Below are 19,094 nucleotides of genomic sequence, written 5' to 3'. Positions count from 1 at the left end.
ACAAAAAGACCCGGCGCAATGGCCGGGTCAGGTGGTGGGTGGCCTGCCGCGCTTTGCGGTCGCACCCATCGAAGATGGCCCCTTTTTACAGGTCGATTCTGGTGGCAGCAAGGCCGTTTTAATGCCATCCAGTGAATGTGTGGGTTACGCCCGGTGAACAGCTGGCGAATGTCGGTGAATATCTATCCCGGCTGTCTTTTGCTTTTCTGGCGTCCCATGCGTCCCACCTCTCTAAAACAAGGTGGGACGTCTGAAAGCCCCGTAGATTGGGGCTTAGCCCCACCGTCCTACTTTTAACTCTCCTTTCTCGTGTATAGAGAGAATATTTAAAAACACGCGTGCGCGTGAACACGCGCATTGATGCCCGCTACGCATACACGGGCGGGAGGCATGAAAAAGGTGGGACGGTGGGACAGCCCAACAACGACGGGGCCTGCGCCCGTCCCACCACCGCAAAAAGCAGTGGGACGGAGGCAGGCCAGTGGGACGGCGTGAGCCAGAGTAATGCCCACGTTCAAGCCGCTTCCCCCAAGAGGAAGTGCTCGACCACGATGTGAGCGTCATGTAGGCGCTGGTAGTAAAGATTGCGTGTGCAGCCACTCTCGGCCAGACGCGCAGTCAAAGGCGCATCAGGCTGGAAGTAATGCACCTGCACCACCGTCTTCAACTCGGGATCGAGGCGTTTCTTGACGATACGCTCGATGTCCAGAGAGGCTTCCAGCGGCACCCTGCTCCCACGCCTGCCGCGCACGAGCTGGCCACCGCTCTCCATCATCATGGCGACCATATTGCCGCCCGAGTAACCGGCGGCCACCTCGTCGCTGTGCAGCTCCTGCGCCCATTGTTTGAGAGCCATATCGATCGCTTTAATCATCGAAGCACGGCTCCTCAAACTCCGGTTGTTCCAGCACAGGCGCCCTGCCCCAACCATCCGGTTTCTTGTAGGCCCAGGGCCGCTGGCCGCTCTTGCTCAAGGCGCCCAAACGGAAACGTCGCCAGCCCAGTCGATGGAGGATCGCTCCCACGCGCATCTGCTCGGGTTTGCCCCAATGACCGGGATCGAGCTTGAGCGCCTGACTCATCACTTCACTGCCGGTAGTGGTCTCGCCGATCTGCGACTCTTCGAGCCAGGTCAGGATGGGCGTTTCCCATTCGTCCACCACAAAGCGTTCGTCCTGTTCCTCGCTGAACATCGGCGCTTCCTCTCGCGTTACCCACCAGAGATCGCCGGCCTCAAAGCAAAACATCGCTTCGGCCCACAGCTGGTCGCGGATCTCGCGCAGCAACGCCACGTCGACCTTGGTACATGCCACCGGCCAATAACGGCGGTTACCAGTGGCGTCCTTGAGGTACTCGTCCTGGTTGGTGGTACCGACGAAAACACACTGGCGTGGCACGTCCAATGTTCTGCGGCCATAGCTTTCGCGGTAGGTGTCGGTGGACGCCGAGAAGAACTGCTTAGCCTTGGTACTCTCAGCCTTGTTAAAGCTGTCCAGCTCGCCGAGCTCGACAATCCACTTACCGCGAATCGCCTGAAAGCCATCCTTGTCACCGAGGGCAAACGGCGTGTCCATGAACCACTCACCGCCGAGCACGCTCATGGCGGTCGACTTACCGGCGCCCTGCACGCCTTCGAGGATCATCACCGAGTCAGCCTTGCAGCCGGGCTTCATCACCCGCGCCACGGCCGAGATCATCCAGCGCTTGCCGACCTTGGAGGTGTAATCCGTTGCCTTCACCCCCATGACATCCGTCAGCCAACGCTCCAGGCGCGGCACACGATCCCATTCGAGTTTCTTCAGGTACTCACGCACCGGGTGAAATGCGTGATCGTGGGCCACGACACTGACGGCCTCAATCACGTGCGAGGACTTCACGCGCAGGTTGTACTGCTGCGCGAGCCATTTCATCACGCGCACATCATCGATGTCGGCCCACTCGCCGGTGCCACCGCCATAAGGCGCCGCACGCAGCTTGACGATCTTCGAGCTGAAGGCGCAGTAGCTGATCACCCCGGCCCAGCGTTCGTCGTGAGCCAGGATCAGTTCGACATTCTGCATGTGCGCGATCAAGGCGCCGCTTTCACTGCGAGCCAACTGATCTTTCCAGCCACCGGCTGCCGGTGGGCGGACCACCGCGAGGACTTGTCGGCGAACCGCGTCGAGGCCTTCGGCGACGTGCAGATCGTTGAAGTCGGTCCACTTGTCGTGACGTTCAATCGAGAAGATCGGCGCAACGACCTGGGCACCGACGATCAGCGCGGCGTTGCTAGCCTTCTCCTCACCCGGGTTCCACGCATCGCCGTTGGGCTTGGTGGTCTTCCAGTCGTCATCGCGGCAGATGATCAGCGGGCAACCGGCGAAGCGCTCGCGCATGACCTTGCACACGGCCAACAGGTTGCCCGCATCGAAGGCTACGGCCACAGCGAGCGAGGTCGCCATGTGCAGGCTGGCGCCGGTGGCGTAACCTTCACAAACCAGCACCGGTTCGCCCGGTACTGGGTGCGGACCGAGCAGGTGGAAAGTGCCCTCCTTTGCCATCCCGTAAGGCCAGTAGGATTTGTCGCGGCCGGTGTCTTCCTGCTTGTTTGGAAAGATCACCTGAAGGCCCATGATCTGATCACGGGCATTGTTCATCGGCACCAGTACCGCACCGGTGCGCGGCGCGTAACGCACTTTGATACCAACGATCTGCTTACGGTCCAGGTAGTCGCTTCGGCCGGTGGTCGGCATGCGCTCGAACAAACCCTGCGCCCTTTTCGCGGCCCGCCGCGCAGCGTTACTCGCGATTTCGGCAGCGCGGCGCTTAGCTTCTTCTTGGCGGGCGCGCATCACTTCACGCTCTTCAGGCGACATGCGGCCGGCCTTGACCTTGATCTTCTGCGTCTCGCCCGAACGCCAGTCACCGAAGGCGCCAAAGATCAGGGTGTCGCCCTTCTCCGTGCGCTGCTCGTGGACCACGTACCAGCCGTTCTTTTCCTTGCCCTTGTCCTGCGATGTCTTGCAGCGGGTCAGCTTGCCGAACACCAGCGGTTGCGCTGGCTCCAGACCGTAATCGGCGAATTGCCCCAACACCTCATCGAGCATGCTGAATCCCCCGCTCAGAAAGGGACTGGCAGCTGATGCATTGCGAGCAACCCGGCTGGGCCAGTCGGCGTGCTTCCGGAATCGGATCGTCACAGGCTTCACAGAACAGCAAAGAATGGGCAGCGCTTTCTGCTTTGGCAGCGCTGCGCGCAGCCATGGCCTGATCGATGCGTTCCTGCACCAGATCATTGGCGAAATCGGCGATGTCAGCCACGATCAGCGCCTCGCGTCGTCTGGTTGACGTAGGTGGCGCGGTTGAACAAACCCAGCAGCCCTTGGATGCCCCGGAACACCTGCAGGCGAATCGCGGCGAGTTCCTGATCGGTGACGACACCGTCGCCGATGCTCTTGGCCCAGGTCTCGGCGAGATCCGCGACTTGGCGGAAGTATTCGGCGATGCCGGTGGTGAGAGTCTCGGGCATGTCGTTGGTATAGGTGTCGGCTAGCTCCTGCCAGATCGTGTCACCGACCAGCGCATGCACAGCATCGAGAATGCGGCGATCCTTGGTCAGTTCGAGGATCTCACCAAACTCCTGAATGTTGATGGAGTGGCTCGGGTGGGTTGGCGACAGCTTGTGCTGCAGCGTGGTCGGGTTGCGGCCAGTGGTGGCTGCGATGGCAGCAGCGCCGCCCGGGTAATCGCGAGCGGCGTGGTACAGCGCTAAATCGAGCGGCAGGATTTCCCGCTGCGCCCGTTCCAGAGAACTCAGAGCGATACGGCTCATGGCATTAATCCTAAAAGTTGCCAGTGCCGCGCGACAGAAGTTGGTGATACATTTGCCGCGTGGTCTGGAGAGGCCCAAAGCCGGCTAGGTTCGTAAGACCAACACCGGCACCGTGCCGGGACGAACAATCCGTTGTTCACCCCTGGCGCAACAGCTGCCAGCTCTGTGGTAAGAACGGCAGCAACACCAAGGCTTCCGAGCCTTGGAAACGCGATGAAAGTCGACGGCATGTGGTGTGCTCGCCTTCTGACATCACGACCCGATAGCATTGTGGTGATGCTGTCGGGAGAAACTGGGCGACCCTTGGGTCGCCTTTTTTCTATGCAGCGTTTTCTACTCTGTGATTAGCTGGTGCCTGTGTTCGCAGATATTGCCAATCAATGTCTGGCCTTAACGACTCACACGTCACACGACTGCCGCTATGCCGATCAATCGAAATGGATAAAGCTGCGTTCGCTCGACGATTGCCATAAGCAACCTGCTTTAATTGGCCGACTGAGGTATTACATCGAGAGGCAAAGGTCTTGAGCTGTACGTCGTCTAGGATCTTTATGTATTCGAGAAGCGTCATTGCTAACCCCCTATTCAACACAAGATTAGCAACTGCTAATCCGGTCCGCAATAGCAAAACGTAATTTACATTTTGCTAACGGAGCACGGATGATTCCCTATATGAATATCTACGAAAAACGCCTCACGATTCTTAAAGCCCTGATTGGTGAAAACCAACTCAAGGACTTTGCCGGAGCGCATGCAGATGTGGACGCTTCGTACATTTCTCAGATCCTAAACGGGCACCGGACATTGGGTGACCGAGCTGCCACGAACCTTGCAAAAAAGCTCGCAATTCCTGCTGATTTGCTTACGACGGGAACCTACTCCGCCGAAGACCAGCATCAAATCACCGCCGCTTGGATCGCTCTTGGCCTGAAGCCTCCAGTTTTGCCCCACCCCGCGTTCTTCAATGCAACCATCAACGAAACCGCCCTTAGAACAGCTGAAGAGCGGGAAGCAAGCGAGCACCGGCGCCCTGCTCCAGTACCCGTAGTGGGAAAGGCTATGTTGGGTACTGATGGCTACTTCGACGCACTTGAATATCCTCCAGGTCATGGCGATGGATATTTGGAAATTATCAGTTCCGATCCCGATGCGTATGGCTTGAAAGTCGTGGGAAGCAGCATGCATCCACGCATCAAAAACGGAGAGTTTGTGCTCATTGAACCGAATCATGCTTATCAGACTGGCGATGAGGTCCTCGTGCGGACCACCGATGGTAGGGCAATGGTGAAAGAGTTCATTTATCGCCGGGACGGTCAACTCCGGTTCGATAGCATTAACGACAGCTACCCTCCTATCTTCCTGGAGGAAAAGCTCGTCGAGAAAATCCATTACGTAGGGGCTATCTTAAAGCCGTCAAAGTACCTTGAGATCTGAAATTTAGCATTTGCTATTGCGAAATGAATTAGCTGTTGCTAATTTGCACTCACTCTTTAACCACAGAGCGAGGCAAATTCATGCATACCAAAGCTACGATTCATTTGCACCCAACCATTGCTGACCCCTGCCGCATTTTCGAGGTTCGTCGTCTGGCCCGAGAATGTGGCTGCGCTTTTATTAGCATCCAAACCTCCAAAAAACGTCGCCCTCCTGCCAAGTGTTTCGACCCAAACGGTGGAGGGCACGCGGCATGATCAAGTACAAGATCGACAACCGCACCCTGCAGCTGCTCAACGCCCAGGTCAACCTGACCGAGACCTTCAACCATGTCCTGCGCACAGCACCGAAGCGTGAATGCCTGGCATTCCGTCTCAAGGCTGAGCGCGGCGCAGTGGTAAGCACTTTTGTCGTGGAGCTGGGCAGCGAACGCCACACGCTGACCCTGCCAAACGACAAGAAGATGCACCTCAAACTGGCAGACTTTATTGAAGAGATTGCCAACGGTCCGTTCGACGCGAGCAACTCCAGCGATCTGGTGCATCTCCCACATGCGGATCGTCAATACGGTCGCTTTGAAGCCCAGGACAAGCAGCGCTTGTTCGAACTGGTGCACACCGGCGGCGTGCTGAGCCTCGACATGGGTTTTGAACTTCCCCTGCATGTGGCGCTGCATCGTACTCATACACGCCGCGGCGTCACCGCGATCTTGAGCATCGGCAACAAGAGTCCGCATACGCGCTGCTTCACCTTGTATGACTCCGATGCCGAGATCTACGCAGAGGTCATTGAGTCCATTAATCACCTTGCTGCAGCGGCCACTCCAGCTGCGCACGCAGCATAGGAGAGAGATATGGAACGCACCCTCGCCCAAGCAGCCACACAACTCGGCCTCACTCGTCCCAAACTGATCGCTCTCATGCGGGAAAAAGGTTTGCTCAAGGGAAACCTGCCAGCGAACCCGAAGCGCGACAAAGCGTACCTGCGTGTCAAGGACAGCCCCTGGTATGACGAAAAATGCGGAATGCAGTACAGCCAATCGACCCGCGTCATGCAAGCCGGCATCCGCTGGCTGGCCGAGCAGTTGGACATCGATCTTCCTGCCATCCCAGCAGATCGCCGTGACGTGGCCTAGGGAGTACGCCCGCCAGATCGTTGCCATGCGCACACGCGAGGAGCGCAACGCCGCGCTCCTCGAAGTGCCCGAACATCTGCGCGAGCTGACCAGACGCCACTGCCTGAATGCCTGGAACCACCCGGCACGACAACAACGCAAGGAGCCTAGACAAGGCCATGAGTAACGCTGCACAGAATCCGCTTCGCCTGCATCCGGCGCCCGAATCGGCCACCGTCGAACTGCTCTATCGAATCTTCGGTGACGTCCTGATCCCGCTAGAAAAAGTCCGCGAGCAATACTTTCGCAATCTCAACGAGCAGTCGTTTGTGACGGAGATCAACAGCGGCCGGATCCAGCTTCCCATAACCACGCTGGACACCAGCCGCAAGGCGTTGAAGTACGCGCACATCCGCCATGTTGCCTCGCTGATCGACATCCGCGCCTACAAGGCTGATGAAGATATGCAGCGACAGCAGGACGGCCAACGCCAAACGGCCCCCACACCACTGACGGCTGTCACCACCAGCCAACGACAACCTTAGGAGCACACCACATGATGACCCCAATACAAATCGGTGCACTGATCATCCTGATAGCTCTGGCCGCCCTGCTGCTCTGGGGCGGTTACATCATAGGCCGCAGCGATGGCCTGGAGACCGGCCTGCGCGAGGGTAAAGACATCCAACGCGCCGCAAGCGCCAAAACCATCCGCGAGCTTCGAGCCTCCCTGCAGTTCATCCGGGCCGATCACACTCGCTTGGCACAAACCTGCAAACGACTTGAAGCAGCCCCCCTCTTCGGCCCGGCCGAGCACCAGACGCTGGTCGCCATCGGCGAGTTGCTGCGGATCGCCGCCGAAACCTTCAGCGCCTTTCGTACCGGCAAGAAGCTCGAGCGTGATGCCCGATCTATGCGCGAACAGGTACTTGCAATGGCTGCGCAGCTGCAACCAGGAATCGAGGGCAGCAAAGTCGCACAGCAAGCGCATTCGAAGCGCTCTGTATTTCCTGGCAAGGAGGCGGCATGAACATTCAATTTCTTAGCCATGAGCAGGTCTGCGAGTTGACTGGAGCCAAAACTAAAGCTGGTCAGATTACTGTACTGAAGCGTAATGGCATTCGTCACACCATCAAGCGCAACGGCTGGCCCTGCGTGATTGCCTCGGCGCTAACAGGGGTAACTACAAACGCACCAGAAGTTCCGACGTGGCAGCCACGCTTGGTGGGATAAATGGGGCGAAGACCAACAAAGCCGGGAAGCATTCCTCGCCTGCGCGAGAGAAAACGCGGCAACACCACCTACTACCTTTATGACACTGGCGGGAAACCACGCAAGGAAATCCCGCTGGGTACAGATTACGGCCTAGCCATCTTGGAGTACGCAAAGCTCGAAAAAAGCCGCGTTTCTCAAACTCTGACACAAACCGTACTTACCTTTGCATACGTGGCCGAGCTTTATATGAATGAGGTGGTTCCCACGAAAGCCCATGCCACCCAAAAGGACAACGCGCGCGAACTGAAAAATCTTCTCCTGTTCTTCAACGACCCACCGGCCCCTCTAGAAGCAATCGAACCGAAACATGTCAGCCAGTACCTTCGTCATCGCGGTAAGGCAGCTCCTATTCGTGCAAATCGGGAAAAAGCGTTACTCAGCTCCATTTGGAACTTCGCTCGCGAGAACGGCTACACATCCTTGGCAAATCCTTGCTCAGGCGTGAAGGGTAATAAAGAAACCGGTCGCGACATATATGTTGAAGACGAAGTCCTTGCCCGAGCCTACCAGCATGCCGATCAACCATTAAGAGATGCTTTGGACCTGTTCTATCTAACAGGCCAGAGGGTCGCTGACACATTGAAGATGGATGAGCGCGACATAAACGACGGAAAGCTCTCCGTCCAGCAAGGCAAAACTGGGGCTAAACGAAGGATCGAAATCATTGGTGAGCTCAAAGTCGTAATAGATCGAATCATGGCGCGAAAGGCCGGACAGAAAATCAGATCAACACGCCTGGTAGTAATCGACTCTGGGCAGCCGATGACGACCAGCATGCTCAGAAAAAGGTTCGATGACGCCAGGGAAGCAGCCGGGATTCCAAAAGCAGAATTTCAGATGCGCGACCTACGAGCAAAAGCGGCCACGGATAAAGAGGAGTCAACAGGGAGCATCAGAGAAGCACGAGACCAACTTGGGCACACCACCGTAGGGATGACAGAACAGTACATCCGTATGCGAAAGGGCATGAAGGTCACCCCTACGAGGTGACTAACGGTCACGAATTGCGGAAAAGATTTTTTGATTGCGGAAAAAAGAACTAAGGGCTTGCATGATGTATGTCATGCAAGCCCTTGATATTCATGGTGCCCGAAGCCGGAATCGAACCGGCACGCCCTTACGAGCGGGGGATTTTAAGTCCCATGCGTCTACCAGTTTCGCCATTCGGGCGGTAGCGCGGTGTTGCTTTGCTCAGCCTTGCGGTTGCGATCCTGACAGGATGGCCGCTTGAAAAGCCGAGCGGGGAATATATACATCACGTCCCGGTGAAGCAAGTTTGGAGTGCGCGATTTGAGAACTAAATATCGCTGACCGAGGAAAATCAAAAAGCCTCAGAAATCAGGGAGCTACGGAGTTTGCTTGAAGTAGACGCCGAGGTTACTGGCAAATCGCAGCAACCCGACTGGAAATTGAGACGATAAACTCAAAAGATTCAGACGCTCACCATCACCTTAGCTGCACGGGTGACAGATGTTTCATCGATTGAGATTATGAGCAGGCAACCCAGGACTGGACGGGATGTCTACGCTAAAGGATGGCGCCGAAATCAATAATCAAAGGGTAATCAGCACGCCCCCCCCCTTCAACCACGATCACGCCTCACAGAACGTCACCAGAGCAGTGCTCAGGGATGTACAAGCAATCAGGAGATTTGATTCCATGCAAATGAGTGACACCGTTCTAAAAGCGTCTTTAAGCCAAGAGGAGCGCTCGGCGATCGCCGAGATCGAAGCGACCACCAATATCCTGCAACTTGTCACCCGTCTGACCGGTACACGCTTTGCCGGCATCGCAAAATTCACTGAAACAGAGTGGATCGTTTGTTCGGCGTACGATCCGATTGAACTGGGAATAAATGTCGGCGATACGCTGGATCTGGAAACCACCCTTTGCAGTGAGTTTCGACGAAATCCGCAAGCCCTCTTCCTTCCACAAATCAGCCAGGATGGACGACTTTCGTCACGTCCTGTGGTGAAGCAATATTCGATTGAAAGCTACGCAGGCGCGCCTGTTTTCCTGCCGGACGGGAGACTCTGGGGTGCCTTATGTGCTCTGGACTCAAGGGCTGTTCTGTTTGACAACCCCGATCTTGCAGAGACATTGACGCTGTTCGCGCGGCTCATTGGCTGCATCTTTTTCTCGAATCTCACGGTGGAAGGTGCCAGCCACATCCAGACCGGATCGTGCTTGACTGATTGACCCTCCGCAAACAGGTGAGCACCACATTTTTCTGCAGACAACAAAAAACCCCGTAGATCATTGATCTACGGGGTTTTTGATAGTGGAGGCCGAGGTCGGAATCGAACCGGCGTAGGTGGATTTGCAATCCACTGCATAACCATTTTGCTACTCGGCCTCAAAGTCTTTGCTGTCAGTAGCACAACAACAAACACTGTACAAATTGGAGCGGGAAACGAGACTCGAACTCGCGACCCCGACCTTGGCAAGGTCGTGCTCTACCAACTGAGCTATTCCCGCTTGGTGTGGCGCATTCTATAGAATTAAGATGCCCCGTCAACCCCTTGATTCAAAAAACTTTTATTTCTTTTCGACATCAGTCTTCAGGTGCGGCCAGGCGGCTCGAAGGTATTGAACCATCGACCATAGGGTCAGCCCTGCCGACACGATCAACAATGTGTAACCAAGCACGACCCAGAAGCTGAGAGCCTTTGGATGGGCCAGCAGAATCACCAATGCGAGCATCTGCGCAGCGGTTTTCCATTTGCCCAGATTGGAAACAGCCACCTGTGCCCGGGCGCCGAGTTCGGCCATCCATTCGCGCAGGGCCGAAATCACGATCTCGCGACCGATGATGACCGCCGCTGGCAGCGTGAGCCAAAGATTGCCGTGTTCCTGCACCAGCAGGACCAAGGCAACAGCGACCATGAGCTTGTCGGCGACCGGATCGAGAAACGCCCCGAACGGAGTGCTCTGCTCCAGTCGGCGCGCCAGATAACCATCGAGCCAGTCGGTTGCAGCCGCGAAGGCGAACACCGAAGCGGAGGCCATGTAACTCCATTGGTAGGGCAGATAGAACAGCAAAATAAAGATCGGGATGAGCAGGACGCGTAGAACGGTAATCAGATTAGGGATATTCATCGGCACAACTGGCTACGAGGTGAAGGGGCATTCTACTCACTATGCAGGTTCGCATAAATCGACTCAGCGAGCTTTTTACTGATCCCCGGGGCTTTGGCGATCTCTTCGATGCTTGCACGAGACAGCTCCTGCAATCCACCAAAATGTTTCAACAGGTCACGGCGGCGGGTCGGCCCTACCCCTGCCACGCCTTCCAGCGTTGAGGTTCGGCGGGTTTTGCCGCGACGAGCGCGATGCCCCGTAATTGCGAAGCGGTGCGCCTCATCGCGGATCTGCTGAATCAGGTGCAGGGCAGGTGAATCGCCGCGCAAGGTGAACTCGTGGGCCGCATCATTCAGATACAACGTTTCGAAACCGGCCTTGCGCGTGGCGCCCTTGGCGACGCCTAACAGGATCAGATCCGGTACGGCCAGTTCGTTGAGCACATCGCGGGCCATCGACAATTGGCCTTTGCCACCGTCGACCAGCAGGATGTCCGGCAACTTGCCCTCGCCGTCCTTGAGTTTGCTGAAGCGGCGAGTCAACGCCTGGTGCATGGCCGCGTAGTCGTCGCCGGCGGTGACGCCTTCGATGTTGTAGCGGCGGTAATCCGACTTGATCGCGCCTTCCGGCCCGAACACCACGCAAGAGGCCACCGTGGCTTCGCCGCTGGAATGACTGATGTCATAGCATTCCAGGCGTTGCGGCGGTTCATCCAGATTCAGCACTTCGGCCAGCGCGTCGAATCGCGCGGCGGTGTGCTGACGGTTGGCGAGACGCGCGCCCAACGCTTGCTCAGCGTTGGTCACGGCCAGTTGCTGCCAGCGCGCACGGGTACCGCGCACCCGATGACTGATGGCCAACTCACGGCCGCGCAAGGTGTGAATCCCTTCGATCAACGCCGGGAAGTCTTCGTGAACCACGTTGACGATCAGTTCGCTCGGCAGATCGCGTTCGGGGCTGCTGATGTAGTACTGACCGAGGAACGCTGCCATGACCTCGGAAACGTCTTCCTCGATGCCGACTTGCGGGAAAAAATTCTTGCTGCCCAGCACTCGGCCACCGCGCACGCTGATCAAGTGAACACAGGCGCCGCCGGGATTGACGAATGCGGCAATAACGTCGATATCGCCGGTTCCGCCTTCCATGCTCTGCTGGTCCTGCACCCGGCGCAGCAAGGCGATCTGGTCACGCAATTCGGCCGCGCGTTCGAATTCGAGATTGATCGCTGCCTCTTCCATCGCGGTGGACAGCTCGTTAGTCAGCGCGTGGCTGCGACCTTCGAGGAACATCACCGAGTGGCGCACGTCTTCGGCGTAGACGTCAGGCTCGACCAAACCCACGCATGGTGCCTTGCAGCGTTTGATCTGGTATTGCAGGCACGGACGGGTGCGGTTTTTGTAGTAGCTGTCTTCGCACTGACGGACGAAGAAGGTTTTCTGCAGAATGCTCAGGCTTTCGCGGATGGCACCGGCACTTGGATACGGACCGAAATACTTGCCCTTGGCCTTTTTTGCGCCGCGATGGATGCTCAGGCGCGGAAACTGTCCGTCGGAGAGAAACACGTACGGATAGGATTTATCGTCGCGCAGCAGGATGTTGTACGGCGGGCGCCACTCCTTGATCAGCGTCTGTTCCAGCAGCAGCGCTTCGGTTTCATTGGCGGTGATGGTCGTCTCGACCTGAGCGATACGCCCGACCAATGCAGCCGTTTTCGGCGCCAGCCCGGTCTTGCGAAAGTAGCTCGCCAGACGTTTCTTCAGGTTTTTCGCTTTGCCGACATACAGCAGGCGCGCCTCGCTGTCGAACATGCGATAGACGCCGGGCCGACCGCTGACGGTCGACAGGAAAGCACTGGAATCGAATGTCTCGGTCATGGTCAGGCGCTGGCATCCACCATGCCGTGACGCACCGCGAGCAGGGTCAACTCAACGTCGCTGCTGATCGACAGTTTCTCGAAAATGCGGTAGCGGTAGGTGTTCACGGTTTTCGGCGACAGGCACAACTTGTCGGAAATGATCTGGACCTTCTGGCAGCCGACAATCATCAAGGCAATCTGGATTTCCCGCTCGGACAACGCGTCGAATGGCGAATCATTGGTTGGCTGGAATGATTTGATCGCCAACTGCTGAGCGATCTGCGGACTGATGTAACGCTGCCCGGCGAAAACCAGCCGAATGGCCTGGACCATTTCCGGCAGGCCCGCGCCCTTGGTCAGGTAACCGGCGGCGCCGGCCTGAAGCAAACGCGTCGGGAAAGGGTCTTCCTCGCACACCGTAACGGCAACCACCTTGATGTCCGGGTGGCTGCGCAGCAGTTTTCGTGTGGCTTCGAGGCCGCCGATGCCGGGCATCTTGACGTCCATGAGCACAACGTCAGGCTTCAACTCACGGGCTTTGATCAGGGACTCTTCACCTGACTCGGCCTGACCCACCACCTGCAGGCCATCGATATCGGCCAGCATCCGTGTAATGCCTGTGCGAACGAGATCATGGTCGTCGACCACTAGCACCCTAATCAAGCAGACACCTCGCGATATGGTCTTATTGGGATGCCCGACACCTTAGCAAAAAGTGCCCGACAGACCTAGCGGAAAGCCGCATTTAAAAAGTTTCAATTCATCATTCAGGGCTTGCCGGCCGTGGGTTTCAGAGCACAGCTGTACTTAAATCGAGCTGCATCCTGAGGAAACACTCATCCCTGCCCACGATGCGCAGTCCCTTGCGTGCATACAGTTTCTGCGCCGGGTTGTTATCGAACACTGTCAGCCGTAGCGCCGGTCGTCTTGCCTGACGAGCCATGTCGATAACCTGATCAATGGCCCAGGAACCCGCGCCCTGCCCTTGCCTGGCATGATCAATCTGCAATTCGCGCATATAGAGCGCTCGCGAATCCTGGCTCAGACTGAAAAAGCCGATCGGCGTTTCATCCCCCAGAATCATCCAGTTGTCACGATACCGCCAGCCGGCGTCGAACGCCTCGTCCTGCCACAACAGATCGTGGTCAATGTAATAGCGCAGCATGGTGCGACAGGTCAGGTCCCGTGCAAAAGCAAGATCATGATCGGTGGCATGCCGAATTCGGTAACTCATTCAGCTCTTCTCCAAGCGCAAAAATGTACTTTAACCGGATCGTTTGCCACTGATAGCCGTTTTGCTCGGCGAGCAATAGCATTTTCTGATTGCTGACGCGTATCAGCGTCGAGTAAGCTCGGCGCATTCATCGGAGACAGACCATGTTCAACGCCCTTTCACAGTCTTGCATCGCCAGCGCCTCGCGCTCGGTGGCGGCTGCCCGGGCGAATGTCACCTGCGCTCCGGTCAATTTCTATTTTGGGTATTGGTTTAGCCACTGGCGCGCCTGATACCCACACGGCGCCCATGATAACGGGTCGCCTACCAGAGATTTCTCAACCCCCGGTCGGCCTCCCGACCGGGGGTTTTGTTTTTTCAGGCCCACAATTTTCAGCACCACACCAGACACTTCGAGGAATACACCATGAACTACGCCACTTATTACCGTTACGACAGCTTTAGCGCCTGGCGATTTACCAGCCTCCGCTCGGGACAGCCTGCCGCCTCCGATCGGTCACCTACAGGTGGCAAACACACACGCCTAGCCAGTACGGCCATTTGTCGAACACCCCAATAGGGCCGAGTGCGCGGGAAAAACCCGCCATCCGCCCAGGAAGACCAAACATGAACTCTTCAGTTTCCGCGTTGCCGCTGTCCACCCTCGATTCTGCCAACGAAGCGCTGACCCTGCGCCTGCCCAGCTCGTTGCAGCTCAAACAGCAATTACCGCTCAGCCACTCCCTGCATCAGCAGGTCAATGCCCATCGCCAGGCGGTGCGCGCCATCCTCAACGGTGAAGACCCGCGCCTGCTGGTCATCGTTGGCCCCTGCTCTATCCATGATCCGCAATCGGCGATCGAATATGCCGGCAAACTCGCTCGCCTGGCCGAGGATGTCAGCAGTGAAATGCTTCTGGTCATGCGCGCCTACGTCGAAAAGCCGCGTACGACGGTCGGCTGGAAAGGGCTGGCCTACGATCCACACCTGGATGGCACTGACGACATGGCCGCCGGCCTGACGCTGTCGCGCGAACTGATGCTGGAAATGATCCGGCTCGGGCTACCGGTCGCTACCGAACTCCTGCAACCCATGGCCGCCAACTACTTTGATGACCTGCTGAGCTGGGTGGCCATTGGTGCCCGCACCACCGAATCGCAGATTCACCGAGAAATGGCCAGCGGCCTGAACATGCCGGTGGGCTTCAAGAACGGCACCGACGGCGGCGCCGCCATCGCTGTCGACGCCATGCGCTCGGCAGCCCATCCGCATCGGCACTTCGGCGTTGACAGCCAAGGGCATCCGGCGATCGTGCAAACAGCCGGCAACGCTGACACCCACATCGTGCTGCGCGGTGGCCATCAAGGGCCAAATTACGACGAAACCAGCGTAGCGAAAATCAGGGCCGAGCTCAGCCGACTGAATATCCCCAGCCGGATCATGGTCGACTGCAGCCATGCCAACAGCGGCAAAGACCCATTGCGTCAGCCAGCGGTGTTCAACGATGTGCTTGAACAACGCCTGCGTGGTAACCAGTCGCTGATCGGCATGATGCTGGAGTCTCACCTGTTCGAAGGCTGCCAGCCGCTGAGCACCTCTCTGCGCTACGGCGTATCGGTCACCGATGGATGCCTCGGATTCGCCGCAACGGAACAATTGCTGACCGACGCTGCGCAGCGCCTCGCACAAGCCAGAGCCTGATATCAGATCGCCCTCCCTCTCCGTACAGAGTGCGGAGGGCCGACCGCCCAGGCTATGCCACTACGCTGATCCGCCTGACAGCAGATTGCTGACTGACATCGTCCAGACGTTCGATGGTGTAGGCAATATCGACTGTCGTGCCGTGATGCTCGCGCCAGAACCGATGGGGAACAATGAAACGCACCGGTTGCCCCGCCGTCTCTTGAGTGATCTCCAGGTCATCGCGATGGCTGAAAAACTCGCCGTCACACTTGAGATAGACCAATTCATCCGCCTGCACCTGCGCCTCTTCCATGCGAATGGAAACGCCGTCGAGCGAATCCTTCAGTGACAACACGTTTTCAACCGCCTCGACGACATCCGGCGCAGTCAGTTGCGCACGCACCGCAGGCCCGAGGAAAACCGTTGCAGGCTCCGACGTTCGAATCGTTCCACAACGCTGTTCGACACGATAAGCGACGACGACTTCACCACCACGATGCGCTTCGATATAGCTGCCCGGCACCCAGAACGACAGGCTTTGGGCGACGGCGTAGGCCTCAATGTTCAACGAGTCGGTAAAGATCTCTGGCGAGGTATCTCCGTGCCAGGACACCGCCACCCGATCTCCCGCAGACATTCTCGCGTAAGGCTGCAGAGTTACCAGGGTGCCCTCGGCCACTCGCGACGGATCCAGCGCTCCGTTTACCGAGCCTTCTATCTGCGGTGCCAACAGTTGCGTACGGACATCGCCCACAGACAGTTGCAGGCGAGCAGATTCCATTGCCTTGGGTGCGGACGCAGTTCGAAGTGTCGAGTAAACCTCCAGCGAACCTCCATCCAGCGCGGCCACATGCATTCCTTTGATGACGAAAATTACGTCTTTGCCAATCTGCGCCTGGCTGATGAATCGAACGCTCTCGTATTGATAGGCAAAGCCTTCGATATCCAGCCCCTCCCAGTACAGCACCAGCTGATCGCCACAGCTCATGTTGGCATAAGGAGAAATGCGAACGATCGCCCTGACCAGCGAAGGATCCAACACGCTCCCTTTTAGCCCGTCAATCGTCGGCGCGATCAGAGGGTCGACGGACAGCTCGGCAACCATCGGCTGACGCATGCGCCAGCAAAACTCGACTTCATGGCTATTCATTTTCGTTTCCACTCCCTGGAAAACGTGCCGCCCCGAATGACGACACTGACATCTACATTGAGCATCTTTCCACACGATTTAGATGTCAGCTCAAGACACCGCGATGACGCGGCAAACGCGCCGCCTGAAGTAGGCAAGGACCCTCACGGTGAGTTTCCAACGACAAACGACCCTATGAACTTCCGATTCGGATTTCACAGCTCTCCGAAATTTCGTACGCCTCGTAGTCCATTTTCAAACACAACGCGAAGCCTCTTCGTACTTCCTCGGCGATATGGGTGTTTTAGAGTGGCTCGGTGATTTCCCGATGAACTTCTACGAAAAAGGTAAGAACATGCAACGGAATGCTACAACTCGTTATCCCATCCTGTTGGTCCACGGTCTGTTCGGGTTCGAGCGTATCGGTCATTTCGAGCTGTTCCATGACGTCAAGTCCGCGCTGAAAGCGGCTGGCTGTCGATTGTTTGTTCCACACCTTTCGGCCACCCACGACAATGAAATGCGGGGTGAGCAACTGCTGTCACAGCTGGCCTGCGTACTGCGAGGCACAGGCGCGAAGAAAGTCAACCTTATAGGACACAGTCAAGGCGCACTCGCTGCGCGCTATGCGGCGGCGCTTGCGCCAAACGTCGTTGCTTCAGTCACCTCCGTCAGCGGCCCGAACCATGGCTCGGAGCTTGCCGACTTCCTGCGCAAGGCGCTGATCCCGGGCAAGCTCCCCGAAGCTGTAGCACAGAACGTGGCGACGCAATTTGCTGACTTGCTGTCGCTGCTCAGCGGCAGCGTGGCACTGCCGCAGAATGCATTGGCCGCACTCAACGCACTGACGACAGTCGGCGTTGGTCAATTCAATGACAAGTTTCCCCAGGGATTGCCGCAAACCTGGGGCGGCCACGGCGCCGAGCAAGTCAATGGCGTGCGCTATTACTCGTGGAGCGGCATTGTCCCGCAGTCCACGTTCCCAGCGCAGGATCCGGTTCAGCGTATATGCGGTGTGCTGGCGCAATACTTCACCACCGAAGCCCAGCAGAATGACGGTTTCGTCGGACGCTTCAGCAGCCATCTCGGCCAGGTTATCTGCTCAGATTATCCAATGGATCATCTGGCGAGCCTGCGGCGTACCACTTGCGCAAACGGGCCATCTCCTGATCCGATTGAACTGTATGTCGAGCACGCCCGGCGTCTGCGGATCGCAGATCTTTGAATAGCATCAGGGACGCAGAATGGAACTTTGCCGAGAATTCGCCCACTGATTCCGGTAGGCTCCACCTTTTATTGAAACAGTTCGGAGAATTCCCATGGCTAAAGCCACTGCCCGCCACATCCTGGTTTCCAGCGAAGACAAGTGCAACGAACTCAAGGCTCAGATCGAAGCCGGCGCCGATTTCGCTGAAGTCGCCAAAGCCAACTCCAGCTGCCCGTCCAGCCGTCAGGGTGGTGATCTGGGTTCGTTCGGTCCAGGCCAGATGGTCAAGGAATTCGACACCGTGGTGTTCAGCGCGCCGATCAACGTCGTGCAAGGCCCGGTAAAAACCCAGTTCGGTTATCACCTGCTGGAAGTCACCAGCCGTCAGGACTGATTCGTCGTCCGATTGCTGACAACGGCCCACCCTTTGGTGGGCCGTTGTGTTTCAGTTACATATACGGCTGGCGAGTGGCGCGCGGCTCGCGTACAACTTGCGCTTATCGATTTTGCGTTCCAAGGCTGACGATGCGACTGGTTTTTCCCACACTGATGCTCACCGCCCTCGCCCTGCTCACGGGTGCCGCCGGTGCGACCGCTGCCCCGCAACACGCACTGACCGTTTACGGCGAACCGGCCAAATACCCCGCCGGCTTCGGCCATTTCGACTACACCAATCCGCAGGCGCCGAAGGGTGGGACGATGCGGCGCTCGGCAATCGAAATCGGCCACTTCGATCATCTGCTGCCTTATATAGACAAAGGCATCGGCGTGACGCAGATCGACGGTCTGCTGTATTCGCCACTGGCCCAGCGCTCGCTGGATGAGCCGTACACGGTGTACGGTCTGGTGGCGGAAAAAATGGAACGCTCGGAAGACGGTCTGTCGCTGCGCTTTTTCATCAACCCGAAGGCGCGTTTTGCCGATGGCAAACCGATCACCGCCGAGGACGTTCGCTACACCTACAACCTGCTGATGACCCAAGGCAGCCTGCGTTATCGCACCCAGTTTGCCGACGTCAAAGGCGTCGAAATCGAGGCACCGCTGACCGTGCGCTTCGACTTCAAAAGCAACGAAAACCGCACCCTGCCTCTGGATATCGCGACCCTGCCGGTGTTCCCCGAACACTGGTGGAAGAGCCGCGATTTCGCCGGCGGCGGTGGTTATGAACCGCCGTTGGGCAGCGGGCCGTACCGGGTCGGCAAGGTCGACTCCGGGCGCAGCATCACCTTTGAACGCAATGGCGACTGGTGGGGCAAGGACCTGCCGGTCAGTCGCGGCCTGTACAACTTCGA

The 19,094-nt window shown here is 57.5% G+C and carries 22 protein-coding genes and 3 tRNA genes; 12 read left to right on the top strand and 13 right to left on the bottom strand.

The genetic code is table 11. From position 1 onward, the window contains the following. Window positions 1-514: 514 nt before the first annotated feature. The 5 genes from D6877_RS01845 to D6877_RS01825 all read right to left on the bottom strand — a co-directional run bounded on the left by D6877_RS01845 (window position 515) and on the right by D6877_RS01825 (window position 4,382). Complete coding sequence (locus D6877_RS01845; RefSeq protein WP_093101811.1) at window positions 515-874, bottom strand: hypothetical protein; 360 nt, start codon at window positions 872-874, stop codon at window positions 515-517. After that, window positions 867-3,086 carry a VapE domain-containing protein gene (locus tag D6877_RS01840; protein WP_093101812.1) on the bottom strand — a complete coding sequence of 740 codons (2,220 nt, stop codon included), beginning with the start codon at window positions 3,084-3,086 and terminating at the stop codon, window positions 867-869. The genes D6877_RS01845 and D6877_RS01840 overlap by 8 nt, the downstream gene beginning before the upstream one ends. After that, the gene (locus D6877_RS01835; protein WP_008080171.1) at window positions 3,076-3,300 is read right to left on the bottom strand and encodes a TraR/DksA family transcriptional regulator; all 225 of its coding nucleotides are present in this window, start codon (window positions 3,298-3,300) and stop codon (window positions 3,076-3,078) included. The genes D6877_RS01840 and D6877_RS01835 overlap by 11 nt, the downstream gene beginning before the upstream one ends. Continuing rightward, on the bottom strand, window positions 3,293-3,811 hold the full coding sequence (locus D6877_RS01830; RefSeq protein ID WP_009049401.1) for a phage regulatory CII family protein: 519 nt from the start codon (window positions 3,809-3,811) through the stop codon (window positions 3,293-3,295). The genes D6877_RS01835 and D6877_RS01830 overlap by 8 nt, the downstream gene beginning before the upstream one ends. A 319-nt stretch (window positions 3,812-4,130) precedes the next feature. Next, the gene (locus D6877_RS01825; protein ID WP_081500541.1) at window positions 4,131-4,382 is read right to left on the bottom strand and encodes a YdaS family helix-turn-helix protein; all 252 of its coding nucleotides are present in this window, start codon (window positions 4,380-4,382) and stop codon (window positions 4,131-4,133) included. A 101-nt stretch (window positions 4,383-4,483) separates the two neighbouring features. Here D6877_RS01825 and D6877_RS01820 point away from each other — a divergent pair, with 101 nt between their 5' ends. From D6877_RS01820 to D6877_RS01785, 7 genes are all read left to right on the top strand, one after another. Beyond that, entirely contained in the window at window positions 4,484-5,245 is a 762-nt protein-coding gene (locus D6877_RS01820; RefSeq protein ID WP_081500543.1) for a S24 family peptidase, read from the top strand. Window positions 5,246-5,498: 253 nt separating this feature from the next. Beyond that, window positions 5,499-6,089 (top strand): hypothetical protein, encoded by a 591-nt coding sequence (locus tag D6877_RS01815; protein WP_093101813.1) that lies wholly within the window; start codon window positions 5,499-5,501, stop codon window positions 6,087-6,089. A 9-nt stretch (window positions 6,090-6,098) separates the two neighbouring features. After that, window positions 6,099-6,380 carry a phage antirepressor KilAC domain-containing protein gene (locus tag D6877_RS01810; protein WP_008086765.1) on the top strand — a complete coding sequence of 94 codons (282 nt, stop codon included), beginning with the start codon at window positions 6,099-6,101 and terminating at the stop codon, window positions 6,378-6,380. A gap of 158 nt (window positions 6,381-6,538) precedes the next feature. After that, window positions 6,539-6,904 carry a pyocin activator PrtN family protein gene (locus D6877_RS01800; protein WP_093101815.1) on the top strand — a complete coding sequence of 122 codons (366 nt, stop codon included), beginning with the start codon at window positions 6,539-6,541 and terminating at the stop codon, window positions 6,902-6,904. An 11-nt stretch (window positions 6,905-6,915) separates the two neighbouring features. After that, the gene (locus D6877_RS01795) at window positions 6,916-7,389 is read left to right on the top strand and encodes a hypothetical protein (protein WP_093101816.1); all 474 of its coding nucleotides are present in this window, start codon (window positions 6,916-6,918) and stop codon (window positions 7,387-7,389) included. Further along, on the top strand, window positions 7,386-7,592 hold the full coding sequence (locus tag D6877_RS01790) for a DUF4224 domain-containing protein (RefSeq protein ID WP_093101817.1): 207 nt from the start codon (window positions 7,386-7,388) through the stop codon (window positions 7,590-7,592). Before D6877_RS01795 ends, D6877_RS01790 begins: the two co-directional genes overlap by 4 nt. Further along, window positions 7,593-8,624 (top strand): tyrosine-type recombinase/integrase, encoded by a 1,032-nt coding sequence (locus tag D6877_RS01785; RefSeq protein ID WP_130909664.1) that lies wholly within the window; start codon window positions 7,593-7,595, stop codon window positions 8,622-8,624. A 93-nt stretch (window positions 8,625-8,717) separates the two neighbouring features. Here the strand turns inward: D6877_RS01785 and D6877_RS01780 are convergent. Further along, window positions 8,718-8,804: transfer RNA gene (locus D6877_RS01780), tRNA-Leu, on the bottom strand. Between the two features lie 495 nt (window positions 8,805-9,299). Between D6877_RS01780 and D6877_RS01775 the strand changes: the two genes are divergently transcribed. Further along, on the top strand, window positions 9,300-9,833 hold the full coding sequence (locus D6877_RS01775; RefSeq protein ID WP_163012213.1) for a GAF domain-containing protein: 534 nt from the start codon (window positions 9,300-9,302) through the stop codon (window positions 9,831-9,833). 83 nt (window positions 9,834-9,916) lie between these two features. Here D6877_RS01775 and D6877_RS01770 read toward each other — a convergent pair. The 6 genes from D6877_RS01770 to D6877_RS01745 form a co-directional block, all read right to left on the bottom strand. Beyond that, window positions 9,917-9,990 (bottom strand) — tRNA-Cys (locus D6877_RS01770). Between the two features lie 46 nt (window positions 9,991-10,036). Continuing rightward, window positions 10,037-10,112, bottom strand: a tRNA-Gly gene (locus D6877_RS01765). A 60-nt stretch (window positions 10,113-10,172) separates the two neighbouring features. Then, window positions 10,173-10,733 (bottom strand): CDP-diacylglycerol--glycerol-3-phosphate 3-phosphatidyltransferase, encoded by a 561-nt coding sequence (gene pgsA, locus D6877_RS01760; RefSeq protein ID WP_041478738.1) that lies wholly within the window; start codon window positions 10,731-10,733, stop codon window positions 10,173-10,175. A 32-nt stretch (window positions 10,734-10,765) separates the two neighbouring features. After that, on the bottom strand, window positions 10,766-12,589 hold the full coding sequence (gene uvrC / locus D6877_RS01755; RefSeq protein WP_024012762.1) for an excinuclease ABC subunit UvrC: 1,824 nt from the start codon (window positions 12,587-12,589) through the stop codon (window positions 10,766-10,768). Between the two features lie 2 nt (window positions 12,590-12,591). Continuing rightward, entirely contained in the window at window positions 12,592-13,233 is a 642-nt protein-coding gene (uvrY, locus tag D6877_RS01750; RefSeq protein WP_024012761.1) for a UvrY/SirA/GacA family response regulator transcription factor, read from the bottom strand. 127 nt (window positions 13,234-13,360) lie between these two features. Further along, entirely contained in the window at window positions 13,361-13,804 is a 444-nt protein-coding gene (locus D6877_RS01745) for a GNAT family N-acetyltransferase (protein WP_130909663.1), read from the bottom strand. A gap of 606 nt (window positions 13,805-14,410) precedes the next feature. On the opposite strand from D6877_RS01745, the gene D6877_RS01740 reads away from it, so the two are divergent. Next, window positions 14,411-15,484, top strand: coding sequence for a 3-deoxy-7-phosphoheptulonate synthase (locus tag D6877_RS01740; RefSeq protein WP_130909662.1), 1,074 nt, complete (start codon window positions 14,411-14,413; stop codon window positions 15,482-15,484). Window positions 15,485-15,536: 52 nt separating this feature from the next. Here D6877_RS01740 and D6877_RS01735 read toward each other — a convergent pair whose 3' ends face one another. Continuing rightward, window positions 15,537-16,616, bottom strand: a complete 1,080-nt coding sequence (locus tag D6877_RS01735) for a hypothetical protein (RefSeq protein ID WP_130909661.1) — start codon at window positions 16,614-16,616, stop codon at window positions 15,537-15,539. 334 nt (window positions 16,617-16,950) lie between these two features. On the opposite strand from D6877_RS01735, the gene D6877_RS01730 reads away from it, so the two are divergent. From D6877_RS01730 to D6877_RS01720, 3 genes are all read left to right on the top strand, one after another. Then, window positions 16,951-17,820 (top strand): triacylglycerol lipase, encoded by an 870-nt coding sequence (locus D6877_RS01730; RefSeq protein ID WP_130909668.1) that lies wholly within the window; start codon window positions 16,951-16,953, stop codon window positions 17,818-17,820. Window positions 17,821-17,914: 94 nt separating this feature from the next. After that, entirely contained in the window at window positions 17,915-18,196 is a 282-nt protein-coding gene (locus D6877_RS01725; protein WP_016774509.1) for a peptidylprolyl isomerase, read from the top strand. Between the two features lie 131 nt (window positions 18,197-18,327). After that, a partial coding sequence (locus D6877_RS01720) for an ABC transporter substrate-binding protein (protein ID WP_241662831.1) occupies window positions 18,328-19,094 on the top strand: 767 nt, incomplete at its 3' end.

The sequence above is a fragment of the Pseudomonas sp. Sample_9 genome, assembly GCF_004307535.1.
Taxonomy (GTDB): Bacteria; Pseudomonadota; Gammaproteobacteria; order Pseudomonadales; family Pseudomonadaceae; genus Aquipseudomonas; species Aquipseudomonas mercuritolerans.
This window is presented reverse-complemented; position numbering and strand designations above follow the sequence as displayed.